Here is a 16934-nt window from a genome sequence, read left to right on the forward strand (position 1 = left end):
TCCTATTGAGCGTGATGCCCATTAAAGAATTCAAGCATTCTGGTCAGGGCAGTTTCACTGTGCATCAGATCGCCATTGATCAGGGATTCCTGGGCAGCCTTTGCTGCTCTTTGCTGCATCCGCATTTCATAGTTGGCAATACCTTCCTGTATGGTCTTGTAATTACCAGATGTCAAGTTTTCGCTCAACTCCAAAGCGTCAAGCATCGCCATGTTCACCCCCTCGCCAGCAAACGGCGGCATCACATGCGCCGCATCGCCAACCATAGTAAGATTGGGTAAGGTTTTCCAGATTTGATCCAATTGCATACAGAATATGGGCCGCGGAATGAGAGGCGTCGCAGCAGCTTCAAACAGCTCGTGCCAGATACTGCTCCATTCGGGATATTCGCTTTTAAACCACTGCAACGTTTGTGCCTTATTAGAAAAATCCAATCCGCTATCCGTTGCCCAGGTTTCGCTGGCTTTGAAGCTGGCATAAAAACCGATTACGCCGTTTGCCTTTTGTCCTAACATTACATTCTTCCTGTCCCCAAATGCCATTATTTTTCCGCCACCAAGCATGGCAGAAATATGAGGTGCTGTTTTGCTGGCTTCATATATAGTGCCTTCAAGCATCGTAATACCTGAATAGAAGGCTTTAAAATCTGTGATATATGGACGCACCTTTGAGTTGGCACCATCGGCCGCGATAACAATATCAGCATAAGCTGTTATTCCGTTTTTGAAATGTAGCAGCCGGCCCTCCTTTTGTTTTTCCATTAAAATGAAGTGGCTATTCCAGGCTACTGTTCCTGGGTGCAGAGACGTGAGCAAGAGTTGTCTCAGCACGCCCCGGTCGATTTCGGGACGGAAATCTTTGCTGTCGAAATTTTCTATTTGTTTGGTTGCATGGTCGCTAAAAAGTACCTCGGCATGTTCGTTCATAATCTGCAGGCGGTCTGCCCCGGCAAGAAAGTTCTGCTTGAACGCATCTAACAAGCCAGCTTTGCTTAGGGCAGCCAGCCCCGATTCGTCGTGCAGATCAAGCGGCGAGCCTTGTACACGGGCACTTTTATCCTTGTCTCTTTCATACACTTTTACATCAACGCCGTTTAGCTGCAGCAATCTTGCCAGTGTCAATCCGCCTGGCCCGCCGCCAATAATGGCGATTTTTTTTGAAGTCAATAACATTTTGCTTTATTAATTATAGGGCAAAATTGTTACGTCAGCAGGAAACGGAATAGTAAAAATCAGCCGTTTTTTAGGAAGGGAAATTTCTAATGGCTGTAATATTTACAAACTGTGCATTCTTGTTTTTGCTCAGCACCTTGGGGGTAACGCCTGTATACTTCTTAATTTCTTTGATGAAATGATTCTGGTCGGTGAAATTTTGTTCTGGAAAAAGTTTGCCCTCGCTGATATGCCTGAAGGATTCACCAACACGAAGCACATTGCAGTATGTTTTTAGTGATATACCAAACTGCTCATTAAAGTAACGATTGATCTGGCGGCTGCTCCAGAATACTTTCTCAGAAAGCTCTTTTACTGTTACAGAACCGTGAGTTGTGTAGATAACGTCAAATAAGTTTTTCTTACGGTCATCTATTTGCCCGTCGGCAACGGATTTTATCTTTTGCGTGGCCTTATTGCAAAAGTTTTCCAAACTGCTCAAATCGTTTTCGTCAAATTGCCAAAAGCTGTATGGGATACTTCTTCCTCCGTTCAGCACATCTTTTATGGAATCCCCAAGCAAATATTCTACTGCCAGGAGTTTCAAGCCTATCGAGAACATCTTTGTCCCGTTTACAATGCTCACTTGGGAAGGTTCTGTGTCAATACCCCTCACTATTATCTCCCAATGTTCAGCATTTACCTTTGATACAATCACGTCCACCATTCCATTAGGTAGCACAGTCGAAGGGATGTCATTGCCCGTGCTGTTTTCCAGCGTCCAGAAGCTGTGAACAAACTGGGATATAGAACTATCCGGCAATCTTGATTGGATGGTCAGGCTCATAAACAATCCATTACATTATGGATAAAGGTAGCAATCCTTTTGCTCTTGTGTTTTCAGGCCTTCTAATTGATTCATTCCATTAGCTTTATCAGCTATGTTTAAAAACTGTATTTTAAGTACACTCACCTTATCTGAGGTTACCCTGTGAGTCCGCTATGACGGTGCAGGTTACCCAATTCTACTGCTTCATAGGCATCCACGCACCCACACAGCCTGGCACAAAGTAGCATAATATGAGGCAAAAAGTTTACTGTGGCATGCCCGGATTTGAGAGACTTTGGCAGATTATCAAAGCTGCTTTACCGCCTGCCAATCCACATATCATAGCTGGTCTTCTGAACGAGCCAAAGCTATTGATACAGTTGAAGATGAAGAAGCAGTGTCATAAAAAGTTTGCTATCGTTGAGCATGGCCAAGGCGCTAACACCGCCTGCAGAGCGGCTTTAGAACCTCCCGGACATATGAGTCATATAGTAGTGCTGGACGGCGTTTGCTCCTTTTACTGTGCTTTGAAAATCCCTGTGAAGCGTCCCTGTTAGCTGATCTGGTCGTAGGTGCAGCTTTTTTTAGTAAAAGATGATTGAGTTAGGAATATCCTTGATTCGGTTACATTGACAAAAATGATGGTAACCATCTTTGCACTATTAATCATTTATATCATGGAAAGTAATAACGGACCATCTACAAACACAGCGCTGATTGCGTTGGTAACCGGCGCCAATCAAGGTGTAGGTAATGAAATTGCCAAAGCGCTTGCCGCGAACGGATATATTGTTTATCTGGGTTCCCGTAAATTGGAGAACGGTGAAAAGGCGGCTGCGGAGATCGGCGGCCATGCAAAAGCAGTGCAACTGGATGTCACAAAGCAGGATAGTATTAATGCGGCTGTAGTAAAAATAACAAGTGAATATGGCCGCCTTGACCTGCTGGTGAATAACGCAGGTATTTCGCATGCGGGAAATGCCCCGAAGAATCCGGAGGAATTGATGCGCACCGGCCGTGCCGTCAACGTATCGCTGGATGAAGTACGCACCGTTTGGGAGACCAACGTATTCGGTGTGATCGCTGTCACCCAGGCGGCTTTGCCCTTACTGCGCCGATCATCAGCGGCACGTATCGTTAATGTGTCCAGCGGCCTCGGCTCGCTAACCTGGATAGCTGATCCGGAGTGCTGGGCGCGGGAGCATTTTGGCATTGTATACGGCGCGTCCAAAACTGCACTTAATGCCGTTACGCTGGCCTTCGCCATAGAACTGGAAAAAGAAGGCATTAAAGTAAATGCAACCAGCCCGGGCTACACAGCAACGGCCCTTAATAATTTCCAGGGTACGGATAGCCTGGAAGTGGGCTCTCGTGAACCTATTCGCGTTGCGCTGGAAACCGACGGCCCAACTGGCGGCTTTACGGGCCCGGAAGGCAAATTACCCTGGTAATGCCAGTACTTTAAAACGACAATTTATCCAATATGACCGGCGAAACAGGTGCCGGTCATATTTCTTACTTTTAGTTATGAAAAAGGAAAAGCCCAAAGTTCCCAAACTGGAATCTATTAAGGAGATTCACCGTATGCTGGACCTGCCGGGGCCTAAGCATCCCCTGATCACCCTGTTTGATACCCGTGACGAACGGATCAACCTAAGCCGGTTACCGGTGAGTTATGTGACAACACTTTATAAGATATCCTTTATCGAGAAGCTGGGTGGCAAATTCAGGTACGGCCAGGGGTACTATGATTTTGATGAAGGGAGTATGGTGTTCACTGCGCCTAACCAGGTCGTTGGCAGCACATCCAGGTACAAAGGAAATGAAGGCTATTCATTGATCTTTCACCAGAATTTTTTACAGGGTCATCCCCTTGCTGCTAAGATAAGGCAGTATGGATTCTTTTCTTATTCATCGAACGAGGCGCTTCACCTTTCGCTGCAGGAAAGGACCACCGTTGCATCTATTTTCAGGATCATCGAAGAGGAACTGAACAGCCGCATTGACGATTTCAGCCAGGAGGTGGTCATCGCACAGATAGAACTTCTGCTGACCTACGCCAAGCGGTTCTATAAACGTCAGTTCCTGACCCGGCAGGCAGCCACCAACGATCTCCTTCAGAAGTTCGAAGCGGCCCTCAATAGCTATTTCCAAAAAGAAGAGCCGATCGATCGTGGTCTGCCTACTGTTCAGTACCTCGCTGAACAATTGAATTATACGCCGAACTACCTGAGTGATATGTTACGCTCGCTTACAGGACTCAGTGCGCAGCAGCATATCCATGAGCAGCTGATCGAAAGGTCTAAGGAATTGCTTGCCACCACCACGCTGACCGTTAGCGAAGTCGCCTATCAATTAGGATTTGAACATCCGCAATCGTTCAGCCGGCTTTTCAAGACCAAAACGCAGGTAACGCCTGCCCAGTTCAAATCTTCATTGAATTAGTCAATAAGGCCTATACTTAACTCATCGTAAGGTGCGCCGGTATCCGTGCCTAAAGGCACAATGCTTTCCAGCTGTGAAAGATCTGCATCCGTATCAGTTGGCAAATGCAGCCAGATTTACCTACCAACTTATTAAGAACAAGCAAACAGAAGATAAGTTCAATAAGTATTTAGTTGATGAGAAGAAGGACTGGATTAAAAAGGCCGGAGAAAAGGAGGCGACCATTGCAATAGCAGAAGCGAAGCTTTTTGTAGCAGGGGCTTGCGTGCAGATCAAGAGTTGTTAATAGCGACTTTCAACCCAGCGCCCGGCTGTGTAGTCGCACAAAGGAGGCTAACTGTAATACCAGCACATAGTGGTCGAGTGTCATCATTATAGAAAAAAGATTGCCTTTGATCATCTGCACCTTTTTGCATTGACCAACTTTGCCAAATACAATTGACCATTTGCGCCAACCACATTCGAATGGCTATATTCCAAATCTGGATTATGTTTTACTGATTTGAATGGCAGCGAACACACGTTCTAAAAAAATTATTTAAAAAGGGACAAGCCGCGTCGGTGCAAGTGGTCAACCCTAAGCTTTGTCCAATTCACCCAAGGCATCTATAAAAGTTTCGAGTGCAGTTTTGAGTAGTGTTTAAAAGCAGGAAAAATATTTATATTTGTTTTTTGCAAATCACTCGATATGGAAATTACCACACTTGAAGGCTTTTATAAAAAGGCTTCCGAGAATTTGAATAAGGATATTAGCCAGTTATTGCCCCAGGGACTAACAAAAGAAGTGGGCCATTTCAATGTATTTGATGTCAGTGAATTGGCAAAGCTGGTTAAGGTAAAGCCAAATATGACCTACAACAGACGTGCTTATTATAAGATTAACCTCATCGACGGACGTAACCGGGCGGAATATGCCGATAAGGTAATTGATATCGAAACGCAGGCACTAATGTTCACCACACCTAAGGTGCCTTATAACTGGATCGCGAAGGACATGGACCAGCGTGGCTACTTTTGCCTCTTTAGTGCTGATTTTCTTGCTCAATCCAAAAGTGGTGTTGTACTTGATGAACTGCCTATATTTAAGCCCGGGGGGTATCCCTGCTTCCATATCAATGAACAGGAAAAAGAAGAGATCAAAACAATTTTTAGAAAGATGCATAAGGAGATCAATTCCGACTATGCTTATAAGTATGACCTGATACGCAACTACCTAATGGAACTTATCCATTACGGGCAAAAGTTGCAGCCTGCCACCGACCTTTACCAGGAGCATAACGCCGCCTCCCGTGTGTCCTCATTATTCGCCGAACTTTTGGAGCGCCAGTTCCCCATTGCCTCACCATTTCAGGGACTTAAACTGCGGACGCCTAAAGCCTATGCCGATCAACTGTCAATCCATGTTAACTATCTGAACCGTGTACTGAAACAGCAGACAGGCCATACAACCAAAAACCTGATCAGTAACCGGATCATTCAGGAAGCCAAGATATTGCTCAGGCAAACAGAATGGAACGTGTCTGAGATCGCGTTTAGTTTGGGATTTGAAGAGGTCGCTCATTTCTCTAACTTTTTCAAGAAACAGACCGACTGTTCTCCGCTGACCTTTAGAAACTAAGGAAAGGTTTCTTTTTTGCAAACATTGTTTTGATTCTTGCAACGGCCACCTGACGGGTTCTTGCCATCTTTGTTCCATCAAATTAAACAAGATGGAATTAAGCAAGAACACAATTTTGATCACTGGCGGAACGAGCGGCTTTGGTTTCGAATTTGCCTCCCGGCTCCTCGAACTCGGCAATACCATAATCATCACTGGAAGAAACGAACAAAAACTGGCGGAAACGAAAAAGATCCTTCCGGGTGTCAACACTATAAAGAGTGACGTTAGCAAGGTTGAGGATATAAACGGTGTGTACGAAAAGGTGACTAAGAAGTTTCCTGAGCTGAATATGCTGATTAATAATGCCGGGGAGATGCGCAGGATCGCCCTGCAGGAGGACCATGATCTGTATGACCTTACCCGCGAAATAGAGATCAATCTAATGGGACCCATCCGTATGGTTCAGGAATTTCTGCCCCACCTGGAAAAACAGCCGACAGCTGCCATCCTGAATGTCACCTCCGGTATCGCCCTTGGTGCGTTTCCAATTGCCCCTGTCTATAGTGCCAGCAAATCAGGATTACGCTCGTTCACGCAATGCCTGCGGGTACAGGTTAAATCCAGCAGGGTCAAAGTATTTGAACTGATCGCTCCGGGCTCCACAACACCCTTGAATGACAGATTCAGGAATGGTGGTAATGTTGATACCAAAATGTTAGTGACTCCTCAGAAAATAGTAGATGAAGCTATTAAAGGGATGATCAGTGATACCTACGAGATATTCCCTGGTCCTGCCAGGATCATGCGTATCCTGAGCAGGCTTGCTCCCAACTTCATGCTTTCACAAGCCACTAAGATGGGCGAGAAAGTCCTGTCTGGAAAATAATTCCCCTGGTATTAAAAGATTTCTGCTCACAAACAAATCATTGTTATGAACGATCAAATAACTCCAACACCACTGCTGAGCCGTAGACGCAGAACGGCCTTCATCATCACCTTATTTTTGGTCAGCGCATTCAGCCAGATCGACCGCATACTACCCTTTATCCTGGCTGAGTCCATTAAGAGTGAGCTGCACCTCAGCGATACCCAATTAGGGCTGATCAATGGAATTGCCTTTGCTGCGATCTATTCACTGGCCTCTCTGCCGCTGGCGCGGTTAGCTGACCGCGGTGCGTCCAGGCAGGTTTTGCTCTGGTGTATATTGATCTGGAGCGTTATGACCGGACTGGGCGGTTTTTCGGTGGGTTTCATAACGATGGCGCTTTCACGCTTTGGTGTGGCACTTGGGGAAGCCGGAGGGACCCCTGCTAGTCATGCGCTGATCGCCGGGAATATTTCCGGGCACCGGCGCGGTCGTGCGCTCGGCATTTATTCAATGGGCATCCCGTTGGGTACGATGATAGGATTTGGCGTCGGCGGCTGGGCAAGTGATCATATCGGATGGCGCATTGCGCTAATGGTTGCAGGAGGCGTCGGATTACTACTGGTTATCCTTGTCCTGACGTTTACGGGGAAAACCGCCATTGCTTCAACTACAAGCAGCGATAGCGGTAATATCTGGTCTGCAGGCCGTGAGCTGCTGTCGAAACCGGCGTTCCTGTGGATGTTCATTGGCGCAAACTTTTTAGGTTTTGCCGCTGCTCCATTTTATGCCTTTACTGCTCCGTTCCTGATACGGACACACGGCCTGACAGCCAGCCAGGTGGGACTGTCATTCGGCTTGTTACAAGGGCTGATGGGCATCATCGGCACTGTAGGCGGTGGCCGGTTATTTGACAGTGCTTTAAACCGTGGGGCAAGCCGTTTACTGCATCCGCCAGCCGTTGTATTTGGCATCGCTGCAATCGCAACAATTGCGGGACTTCTGGTGCCCGAAGGTTGGATGTCCATTGCGCTTTTTGTGCCTGCTATGCTGGCATTTGCGTTTCTGCTTCCATTTGCTTTTGGCGCAGGTCATCTGATAGCGGGGCCAGGGAAGCAGGCGCTGTCTTCCAGCTTGCTCATGATCGCCTCCGGGTTGTTAGGCCCGGCATTATCGCCGCTGCTCGTGGGCATGATCAGTGACGGGGTCAGTTCGGCTTATGAAGTAAACGGTTTACGCTGGGCAATGATGATGGTTCCTGTCGCCAGTGTACTGAGCAGTATTGCCATATTCATCGCCAGCAAAAAGATCGGGGAACACCTGTCTGAACCATCCAGTCAAAATGTCCAAACGAATATGGACAGCCACCTCTCTCTAATTAAATAACATTACATAAGTCATTGACCAGAGCGCAAACCTCCGAGTTTGCCATCACAGCTGATAAAGCTGTGTGAACGCGTATTGTTTGGCCTTTGGGGCGACATACTTACTAATACTTAGAGCAAAAATGAAAATTGATCAATTTGATGCAGTATGGTGGCCATCGGGCCAAAGTGGAAGAGGCAGGTTGTTTCCTTATGAAAATACATTTTACATATATCTAAGAATGAGCCCCTCCTTAGCGGTTCGTCCGGCCCTTGTCTTCTGCAAGTCGGGTGATCTTGAATGGGAAGATCAGGATATGGGGTATATAACATCGTTTAACAAGGCATTTTTTGCTAAAGGCATCTGGCGAAATTTCGAGGCCATTGATCTTTTTAAAGCAGGCAACCCTATAAACATCGAATTGGATGAGGAAGATGTGCTGACACTTGCACCCATCTTCGATAAGATATGTGGCAGCCTGGACTCTACCTATCTCTACAAGTTCGACCTGGTACGGACCTACCTTTTCCAGATCATCCATATCGCGATCAAAATCCACCTGCAAAGGATGAATATTGTCAGGTCGCCTATACGCTATGTCTGCCTGACTACCTGCGGCATAGACATGTTCATCAGAATCAAACTCAGCCATAAAAAATAATAGTTCCATACAATTAAACCAAGCAATTATGTTCAATTACAGTTTTTCAATTTCTGGCGCCCATCGCGCAATAAGAGCAGCTTCCGGCCGTATTCTGGCGTTAACAGTAATCATGGGTATTGCAATGCTCCCATTGACCGGTAAGGCACAGAACCAGGATAGTCTCGCCCAAAAGGTCACCGAATATGCAGCGGATAAGTTTGCCGAACGCAGGCCATTCAGCATAGACTATAAACAATACGGCAGTTATAACTCCTCGTCTACCCTTAGAGGACAAGACCTTCCCGATGGGGAGTTCACCAAATGGTCGCAACTGAGTGCAAGTGCCAATATCAGTCTTTTTCAAAACCGCCAGTGGTTAGTACAGGCCAACGGCTTTTACCGGTATGTTTCTGCTGAATATAATTTTCCGACATCCCCGGCAGCTCCATCACAAACCGTCAGCAGGGATCTTCATTATCATACAGAGGGTCTGAGCCTGACCCATTTCTCTAAACTCTTCGGAAAGACCGCCATTTACAGCGGTAGCATCAATATAGACTGGAGTGAACGTTCACTGGAAAGGGTTCGCGGAGTGTTTACCGGCGCTATTGTTCTTAAAGCGAACAACAGAACGAAAATCAATGTCGGTATTTTGTACAGCACCGATCCGGGTATGTTCATCCGTGTGCTCCCTACCTTCCTTTTGGAGCATAAGTTCAACGAAAGCCTGATGGCAGACGTCTTTCTGCCACGGTATGCCTACCTGCGAAAAAAGGTATTTGGTAACGGCAGGCTTTCCGCAGGTTGGGAACTGGATCCGCAAACCACCTTCTTCCTGGATGATCTTGACGAGCACGGCACAACCTATCAGTATCGCCAGGTTGACGTGAATGCAGGGTTGCTTTATGAGCACATTTTGCCTGCGAGCATCATCTTGTCTTTGCGGGCCGGTGTGCGTATAAATCCATACGCCCGGACGTTTGAAAAAGACCGTTCATTCTCGGATTTTACCTGGGAAGGCAGGGCTGACGCGGCACCGTACGTCAATATCGGATTTTCTTTTAACCCCTTTGCGAAGCCAAAGAAGTGAGTTTTTAGACAATTTCATTCGCACTGAAGTTGCTTTAGCAAACCCAATGGTATTTATGTTTTTTAGATTAAGTTGGAGTACTACTTACCTGCCATAAAAACCGGCAACCTTCCTTTTTAACTACAACTTCGTGACTTTTGGATACATCTGCCCATCGACATTGGCTGAACTTTGCATCAACAATAATGAGAAAATATGGATTTAAAGAATAGCACCGTCCTGATCACAGGAGGAACCAGCGGTATAGGTTTAGAACTTGTCAGACAACTTACCCAGCAAGGATCAACAATCATCGTTACAGGTCGTAAGCAGGAAGCCTTAAATGATACCAAAAGGCGTTTTCCCAAAATACAGGTCTTTCGGAGTGACGTAAGTGATCCGGAAGATATTGAGCGCCTATATGAAGAAGTGACACAACGATTTCCTGATCTGAATGTGATCGTTAACAATGCAGGTGAAATGCGGTTGCTTGACGATCAGGACACCGGTAAGGACCTGGAAAACATCACCCGTGAGATCGATATTAATCTCACGGGAACGATCCGGATGGTTCATCAATTTTTGCCGCACCTGATCAAAAAGCCAACGGCGGCAATTGTGAACGTTTCCTCTGCCATTGCTTTCATGCCTTACTCTACGGCTCCGGTTTATAGCGCTTCAAAAGCAGGAGTTCATGCTTACTCCCTGGCCCTGCGCCTTCAATTGAACAAAACCAGTGTCAAGGTATTCGAACTGGTCCCTCCGGGAGTGAATACCAATCTTCAGAATGATTGGGTGCTTCCTCCTAATCCGAGTCAAATGATGGAGGTGGATAAACTGGTGAGTGTAGCCATCAAAGGACTTCTTAACGACACACCTGAGATTAAGCCATTCCTGGTGAAGGTGATAAAATTTTTAAGCAGGCTGATGCCTAACCAATTGATGAAGTTGGGGCACAAAGAATTTGAAAAATTCAAACAACTTAATAATCGGCAATAAAAATCAGATATGAAAAAATCAATACTGGCAGTGTTTGGGCTGCTGTTATCACTGGCATCTTTCGCGCAGCAACTACCTGCAGACCAAATCACAGGGGTATGGCAATGTGATGATTACAGGATCGAGGTGTTCAAAGCAGGTAACACATACTCGGCCAAACTGTTATGGTCGAAAGAGATGTTCGAAGCAGATGGCAAAACATCAAAGAAGGACGTTAAAAATCCTAATGAAAAACTCCGGGCCAGGTCAGTGCAAGGCCTTACGCATATCACTGACCTTACCTATGAAGACGGCGAGTATGTGGATGGTAAGCTGTATAGCGTGCAGGACGGAAACACCTATAGTTTCAAAGGTAAACTGAAAGGTCCTAATGAACTTGAGACCCGGGGCTACAAAGGGATACCGTTGATGGGCAAATCATTTAAATGGAAAAGAGTTCAGTAAATTATAAAAGCAATACTCATGAAAGATAATAAAGACACGCTGTCGGCATTTTGGTTCGTCATTTCCAATGCCGTTCGTCCTATAGGATTCTTCCTTTATTTCAGACACAGAAAGACGCATCCAAATAAGGCTAAAAGAGCTTTAACAAGCGCAATGATCGGCGTGCCGATAGCAATACTCGGAGGTTACATCATGAACACTTTTATCCTTAATTAAACCATGATAAAAAATATTATTTCAGCAGCGCTGCTGCTCATTTCGGTGACGCTCAGTTTTAAACATGCCTGGGATACCATGCATTACAAAAACAATCCGGATTCCGTTAAGATGATGGAAGGTTTAGGGATCAGCGAAACGTTCATTCCATATCTGGCTGCTGTAGCCATAGGGGTCGGCGTACTGTTGCTTATCCCTCGGACCTTCTTCCTGGGCAATATGCTAAATGCGATCCTGATCGTTATGATTATGGGGTTGGCGCTGCGAGCGGGAAATTACCGCATGGCGTTGATAGAGATCCCATTTTTAGCGATGCCATTAGTGATGGTATGGCTAAAGTATCCGTTTAAATTAAAATAACTTATAATATGGCAAACAGCAAACCCTACCGGATCACTTCCATAACGGAAATACATCGTTTGATGGGCCTTCCTAAACCCCATCATCCGCTGATCAGCATCGTTGATCTGAAGGGTCTGAGAAATGATACAGGTATAGAAGCGGTCGTATTCGACTTGTATGTGATATCAATGAAAAGAGGATGTGACGGCTTACATTACGGGCAACAAAAATACGATTTTGACGAAGGGCTTATGGCCTTTATGTCTCCCGGCCAGGTCTTACGTGGCGAACAGAACGGCGTACCTCCCGACCTGGATGGCTGGATGCTTTTTGTACACCCCGACTTTCTTTGGAACACATCTCTTGCTTCCACAATCAGGCGATACGAATACTTTAGCTATGCTACCAGTGAAGCGCTATTTCTCTCCGATAAGGAAGAAATTGTGATCAATAACCTGGTAAAAAATATCAAAACTGAATATTATTCCAACATTGATAAGTTCAGTCAGGCCATTATCATCTCACACCTGGAGACCCTGCTGAATTATGCCAAACGTTTTTACCAGCGTCAGTTCATCACCCGAAAAATCACTAACCATCAGGTCTTAAACCAGGTAGAAGAGATCTTAACAACCTATTTAAACAACGAAGCGCTGCTTTCTAAAGGACTGCCAACCGTTCAATACTTTGCCGATGCCGTGAACATATCCGCCAAGTATTTAAGTAGCCTGCTAAAACAATTGACCGGTCTGACAATGCAACAGATCATCCATGAGAAACTGATCGAGAAGGCTAAAGAAAAATTATCTACGACGAGGCTGTCCGTAAGTGAGATCGCCTATCGACTTGGTTTTGAGCATCCTCAATCTTTCAATAAGTTATTTAAAAGCAAGACTAACCAAAGCCCATTGGATTTCCGGCAATCCTTCAACTGAAATGATCAGGTTACCTACCAATAAGGCGATACGAAAGAAAGCTCCTGATTCTCTCCGTGTCCAACTGTGCAACCACACGCCATTTGGATGGACCGCTCAATAAAACAAATTGGACTTTTCAGAAAACTTGTCCTTCATTTTTACCCGGACCTTTGTGTCATATTTTAATCGAAAGAAAATGGAAGACAAAGGAACCGTTTTAGTAACGGGTGGAACGGGGTTTGTTGCCCGGCAGATCATTCTGCAATTATTACAAAAAGGATACCGGGTGAGGACAACTGTTCGTAGTCTGGCAAGTAAAACCCAATTGCAAAACACGCTGATAGCTCAGGGCGTGACGGCCATTGATCATCTCTCTTATGCAGAAGCAGAACTTACCAAAGACGATAACTGGGAACAGGTGATGAAAGGTTGTAAATATGTATTGAGCGTAGCTTCTCCAGTGTTCTTTGAGAAGCCCCAAAATGAGCAGGAAGCCATCCGGCCTGCGGTGGAAGGCATTTTGCGTATCCTGAAGTTCGCGAAGCTTGGGGGAGTGGAACGGGTAGTAATGACCTCCAATTTTGGTGCGGTCGGCTTTACGCAAACCGATAAGAGCAGGGAAACCACAGAAACGGACTGGACGGATACGGCAGCAAAGGGGCTATCGGCTTACGAAAAATCAAAAACACTGGCCGAAAGAGCAGCCTGGGATTTCATAGGATCGGAAGGCGGCAAGCTGGAATTGGTAACTATCAATGCCGTTGCCATTTTGGGTCCGACGCTGGGCGCGCATACCTCAGGTAGCTTCCATTTGCTTAAAAACCTGCTGAACGGATCGATGAAAGCAGTCCCGGACATTTCGCTTAACCTAGTAGATGTCAGGGATGTCGCAGATCTGCATATCCGGGCAATGTTAATTCCTGAGGCCAGTGGCCAACGCTTTATTGCCAGTGCAGACGGACAAATTTCATTGCCTGAAATTGCCGCATTATTGAGGAACAAACGACCGGATGTATCGCGACTGGTGGCTACAAGACGGCTACCGACCTGGATCCTGCGGTTAGGGTCATTAGTCAACAAGCAGGCTAAAGAAGCGCTGTTACTCATCAGGATGAACCGGAATATAAGCAATCAAAAAGCCAGGACCGTATTAGGCTGGAGCCCTATTGCCTCGCAGGAAGAAACATTGCTGGCATCGGTAGACAGCATGGTCAAATATAACCTGATCAAAACTGACTGATATGAAGATCTTAAGCGGCGCTTTGATGTTGATTTCTTTATATTTAGGTATCGGCCATGGCGGCCGGGCATGGAAGAAACCATCTGAAGAATACATCCATATGATGTCGGTCCTGGGGATAACGGATGCAATGCGCATGGTGTTTGGCGTATGGGCGATCACCACGGCCATATTGATCTTATTTCCCAAGACGTTCTTTTGGGGAAACGCGCTTCGGGCGGTGCAGTTGGTAATCATGATGGCCTTAGCGCTGAAAGCAGGAAATTACAAGTTCGCTTTAATAGAAGTGCCATTTTTGATCGTGCCTTTGTTGCTAATCTATTTAGGGCATCCCTTCAAAGGTGAAACGGCTTAGCAAAACTAAACCCGGCAAGATGAGATCGATAACTAATCACTTGAAGCCTGATATACTGAAAGAACAGTTCATCCCCGACCATCTTTTTTTATATGTTGCCAAAGGTAGCGTCAGTTTTTTTGACGGAAACGAAATTTACACCTACCGATCGGGTGATTGCTGTATTGCCCGCAGAAACCACCTGGTCAAATTCATACTCAACAGCACGACTGAAGATTTTGAGCCGATCCTGTTTTGTTTTGATGAGGAGTTCCTCCGTCAGTTTGGGCAAAAGCACCAAAACAACATCGCAAAGTTTTGGTCCGAACGGGCTATTATAGAGGTTGCTAAAACTGAATTGATCTACAGCTTTATCCGGTCGATAAAACCTTATTATATAGGTGCTATGGAACTGGACGCCGCCTTTGAAGATGTTAAATACGAGGAGCTGCTGATCATCCTGCTGAGGTCGCAACCTGAGCTTGCGGGTATATTCTTTAATTTCGATACCCCTCAAAAAATTAATATAGAAGCCTACATGAACCGGAATTTTCGGTTCAATGTCAGTCTGGAGCGATTCGCTTTGCTCACAGGACGTAGCCTTTCTGCTTTCAAACGCGACTTTAAATTGGTATTTAAGGACTCCCCAAGCCGCTGGTTGGTGAGAAAGCGTTTGCAGGAGGCCTATTTTCTTGTGCAGCATCAAGGCAGGAAGCCTTCGGATATTTATCTTGAACTCGGTTTTGAATCCTTATCCCATTTTTCTGTTGCCTTCAAAAAAGAGTTTGGGATAGTTCCAACTTCGCTTAAAATGAACAATGGAGACTAATGGGTAAATCAGTTAATGACAGCTACTGAAGATCTCACGGGCTTTTGAACGCTTTTGTCCGGCTCACTTCATTTTTTACCATATGATAAATGAATGCCCCGCGCCGTGTACTATCTTTAAGTGATGGAAGCGCTTATAAATCTGATCCTGCAATTTGGTGACCTGAACAAACAACAAATCGAGTTTTTGCTGAGCAAGGTTCAAACACTTGAACTCAAAAAAGACGATTACCTGTCGGAAGCCGGGAAAGTGCCCCGGTATGTGGCTTTTGTGCTGGAAGGCGTGTTCCGCTTTTGCTATTATAACAACAAGGGAGAAGAGATATCTAATTATTTTGTGGATGAAGGCAATTTTGTGGTGGACAATGAAAAATTTGAATCGCAGATCGCAGCCTCGGAATATGTACAGGCAGTAACCGACTGCAAAGTACTTGCTTTTACTAAAAAAGACTGGGACGAGATATCCAACACCATTGTGGGCTGGGAAATGATGAAAGCCAAGATGGTAAAAAAATGCCTTTTGCTGGCCATGGAGCGGCGCAGTCCGCTGGTATCGGAAGATGCCACCACGCGTTACCTGTCATTCATCCAAAGCTTCCCTAACCTCATCAACCGTATCCCACTTTCATACGTGGCCTCATACCTGGGCATCACCCAGCAATCGCTGAGCCGTATACGCCGTAATATCCGTTAACGGTGCTTTTTACCAAATGGTAAATGTTTTCCCGTTGTCATTTCCAACATTTGCTTATTCATTTAAACAATTAAAAAAGATGAGCAAAAAGATCGTATTAATAACGGGAACAAATAGTGGTTTTGGCTGGCTAACCGCCCATACGGTGGCCGCCTTAGGGCACCACGTGTACGCCACGATGCGCGATACCAAGGGGCGTAATGCCAATAAAGCCCAGGCCCTTGCGGCCGTTGCAAACGTAACCGTTTTGGATGTTACCCTGACCGACGACGAGAGCGTGAAGCAGGCCGTTGATACCATTTTAGCCAAAGAAGGCGCTATTGATGTGCTGGTAAACAACGCCGGTTACGGCATGACTGGTGTTGCCGAAAGCTTTACCACGGCCGATGTGCACACCACATTTGATATCAACGTTTATGCCCCCTGGCGACTGATCAAACAAGTGTTACCTGCCATGCGTAAACAGGCCGAAGGACTGATCATTAACGTGACCAGCGGCTTTGGGCGGGTATCGTTCCCGTTCGCTACCATTTATGCGGCCTCCAAATTTGCACTGGAAGGAATAAGCGAGGGCCTGCATTACGAGGTGAAACGTTTAGGCATCGATGTAGCCATTGTGGAGCCGGGTGCTTTCCCTACCGAAATGCAGCAAAAGAACAACCCCGCATCTGATCAGGGTGTGTTTGCGGGGTACAGTGCCATTGCTCATATACCCAACAAAATGGTAGCCGCGCTGGGTGGAGAGATGCAAGCTAAAAAACCGAACCCGCAGGATGTTGCCGACGCCATTGTAAAATTGATCAACACCCCAAAAGGCACCCGGCCATTACGCACCGTGGTTGACCCCATAACCGGCCAATACATTGAAGCCGCCAACCAGGCTATAGACGAACAATTTGCCAAAGGATTGAGGGTGTTCGGAATGGGAGAGTTATTGTAAGCGGGACAGCTTT

Annotated in this window: 20 protein-coding genes; 18 read left to right on the forward strand and 2 right to left on the reverse strand. The window is 46.0% G+C overall.

Features of this window, described 5'->3' with window-relative positions; translation table 11 throughout:
- Positions 1-2 precede the first annotated feature (2 nt).
- Entirely contained in the window at positions 3-1172 is a 1170-nt protein-coding gene (locus F0364_RS17095; RefSeq protein WP_153797844.1) for an FAD-dependent oxidoreductase, read from the reverse strand.
- Between the two features lie 70 nt (positions 1173-1242).
- A complete protein-coding gene (locus F0364_RS17100; RefSeq protein ID WP_153797843.1) occupies positions 1243-1998 on the reverse strand; it encodes a helix-turn-helix domain-containing protein in 756 nt (251 codons plus the stop codon).
- Between the two features lie 659 nt (positions 1999-2657).
- Here F0364_RS17100 and F0364_RS17105 point away from each other — a divergent pair.
- The 18 genes from F0364_RS17105 to F0364_RS17190 all read left to right on the forward strand — a co-directional run bounded on the left by F0364_RS17105 (position 2658) and on the right by F0364_RS17190 (position 16921).
- On the forward strand, positions 2658-3431 hold the full coding sequence (locus tag F0364_RS17105; protein WP_153797842.1) for an SDR family NAD(P)-dependent oxidoreductase: 774 nt from the start codon (positions 2658-2660) through the stop codon (positions 3429-3431).
- A gap of 76 nt (positions 3432-3507) precedes the next feature.
- On the forward strand, positions 3508-4425 hold the full coding sequence (locus F0364_RS17110) for a helix-turn-helix domain-containing protein (RefSeq protein WP_153799023.1): 918 nt from the start codon (positions 3508-3510) through the stop codon (positions 4423-4425).
- A 73-nt stretch (positions 4426-4498) separates the two neighbouring features.
- Complete coding sequence (locus F0364_RS17115; protein ID WP_153799024.1) at positions 4499-4711, forward strand: hypothetical protein; 213 nt, start codon at positions 4499-4501, stop codon at positions 4709-4711.
- A 402-nt stretch (positions 4712-5113) separates the two neighbouring features.
- Positions 5114-6043, forward strand: a complete 930-nt coding sequence (locus tag F0364_RS17120) for a helix-turn-helix domain-containing protein (protein WP_153799025.1) — start codon at positions 5114-5116, stop codon at positions 6041-6043.
- A gap of 91 nt (positions 6044-6134) precedes the next feature.
- On the forward strand, positions 6135-6911 hold the full coding sequence (locus F0364_RS17125; protein WP_153799026.1) for an SDR family oxidoreductase: 777 nt from the start codon (positions 6135-6137) through the stop codon (positions 6909-6911).
- 45 nt (positions 6912-6956) lie between these two features.
- Complete coding sequence (locus tag F0364_RS17130; RefSeq protein ID WP_153799027.1) at positions 6957-8276, forward strand: MFS transporter; 1320 nt, start codon at positions 6957-6959, stop codon at positions 8274-8276.
- A gap of 121 nt (positions 8277-8397) precedes the next feature.
- Positions 8398-8916, forward strand: a complete 519-nt coding sequence (locus F0364_RS17135; RefSeq protein WP_153799028.1) for a hypothetical protein — start codon at positions 8398-8400, stop codon at positions 8914-8916.
- Between the two features lie 28 nt (positions 8917-8944).
- Positions 8945-9988 (forward strand): DUF6268 family outer membrane beta-barrel protein, encoded by a 1044-nt coding sequence (locus F0364_RS17140; protein WP_153799029.1) that lies wholly within the window; start codon positions 8945-8947, stop codon positions 9986-9988.
- Between the two features lie 195 nt (positions 9989-10183).
- Complete coding sequence (locus F0364_RS17145; protein WP_153799030.1) at positions 10184-10966, forward strand: SDR family oxidoreductase; 783 nt, start codon at positions 10184-10186, stop codon at positions 10964-10966.
- A gap of 9 nt (positions 10967-10975) precedes the next feature.
- Positions 10976-11410 carry a DUF2147 domain-containing protein gene (locus tag F0364_RS17150; RefSeq protein WP_153799031.1) on the forward strand — a complete coding sequence of 145 codons (435 nt, stop codon included), beginning with the start codon at positions 10976-10978 and terminating at the stop codon, positions 11408-11410.
- An 18-nt stretch (positions 11411-11428) separates the two neighbouring features.
- On the forward strand, positions 11429-11626 hold the full coding sequence (locus tag F0364_RS17155) for a hypothetical protein (protein ID WP_153799032.1): 198 nt from the start codon (positions 11429-11431) through the stop codon (positions 11624-11626).
- Between the two features lie 3 nt (positions 11627-11629).
- Positions 11630-11986 (forward strand): hypothetical protein, encoded by a 357-nt coding sequence (locus tag F0364_RS17160; RefSeq protein ID WP_153799033.1) that lies wholly within the window; start codon positions 11630-11632, stop codon positions 11984-11986.
- An 8-nt stretch (positions 11987-11994) separates the two neighbouring features.
- Positions 11995-12903 (forward strand): helix-turn-helix domain-containing protein, encoded by a 909-nt coding sequence (locus tag F0364_RS17165; RefSeq protein WP_153799034.1) that lies wholly within the window; start codon positions 11995-11997, stop codon positions 12901-12903.
- A gap of 178 nt (positions 12904-13081) precedes the next feature.
- Complete coding sequence (locus tag F0364_RS17170) at positions 13082-14125, forward strand: NAD-dependent epimerase/dehydratase family protein (RefSeq protein WP_153799035.1); 1044 nt, start codon at positions 13082-13084, stop codon at positions 14123-14125.
- Between the two features lies 1 nt (position 14126).
- Positions 14127-14480: a hypothetical protein gene (locus tag F0364_RS17175; protein ID WP_153799036.1), complete on the forward strand. Its 354-nt coding sequence runs from the start codon at positions 14127-14129 to the stop codon at positions 14478-14480.
- Between the two features lie 40 nt (positions 14481-14520).
- The gene (locus F0364_RS17180; protein WP_235921135.1) at positions 14521-15288 is read left to right on the forward strand and encodes a helix-turn-helix domain-containing protein; all 768 of its coding nucleotides are present in this window, start codon (positions 14521-14523) and stop codon (positions 15286-15288) included.
- Between the two features lie 123 nt (positions 15289-15411).
- A complete protein-coding gene (locus F0364_RS17185; protein WP_153799038.1) occupies positions 15412-15981 on the forward strand; it encodes a Crp/Fnr family transcriptional regulator in 570 nt (189 codons plus the stop codon).
- A 79-nt stretch (positions 15982-16060) separates the two neighbouring features.
- Positions 16061-16921 carry an SDR family oxidoreductase gene (locus F0364_RS17190; protein ID WP_153799039.1) on the forward strand — a complete coding sequence of 287 codons (861 nt, stop codon included), beginning with the start codon at positions 16061-16063 and terminating at the stop codon, positions 16919-16921.
- The last annotated feature ends 13 nt before the right edge of the window (positions 16922-16934 follow it).

Origin of the sequence: Foetidibacter luteolus, from assembly GCF_009650435.1 — a bacterium.
In the GTDB taxonomy this organism is placed as follows: Bacteria; Bacteroidota; Bacteroidia; order Chitinophagales; family Chitinophagaceae; genus Foetidibacter; species Foetidibacter luteolus.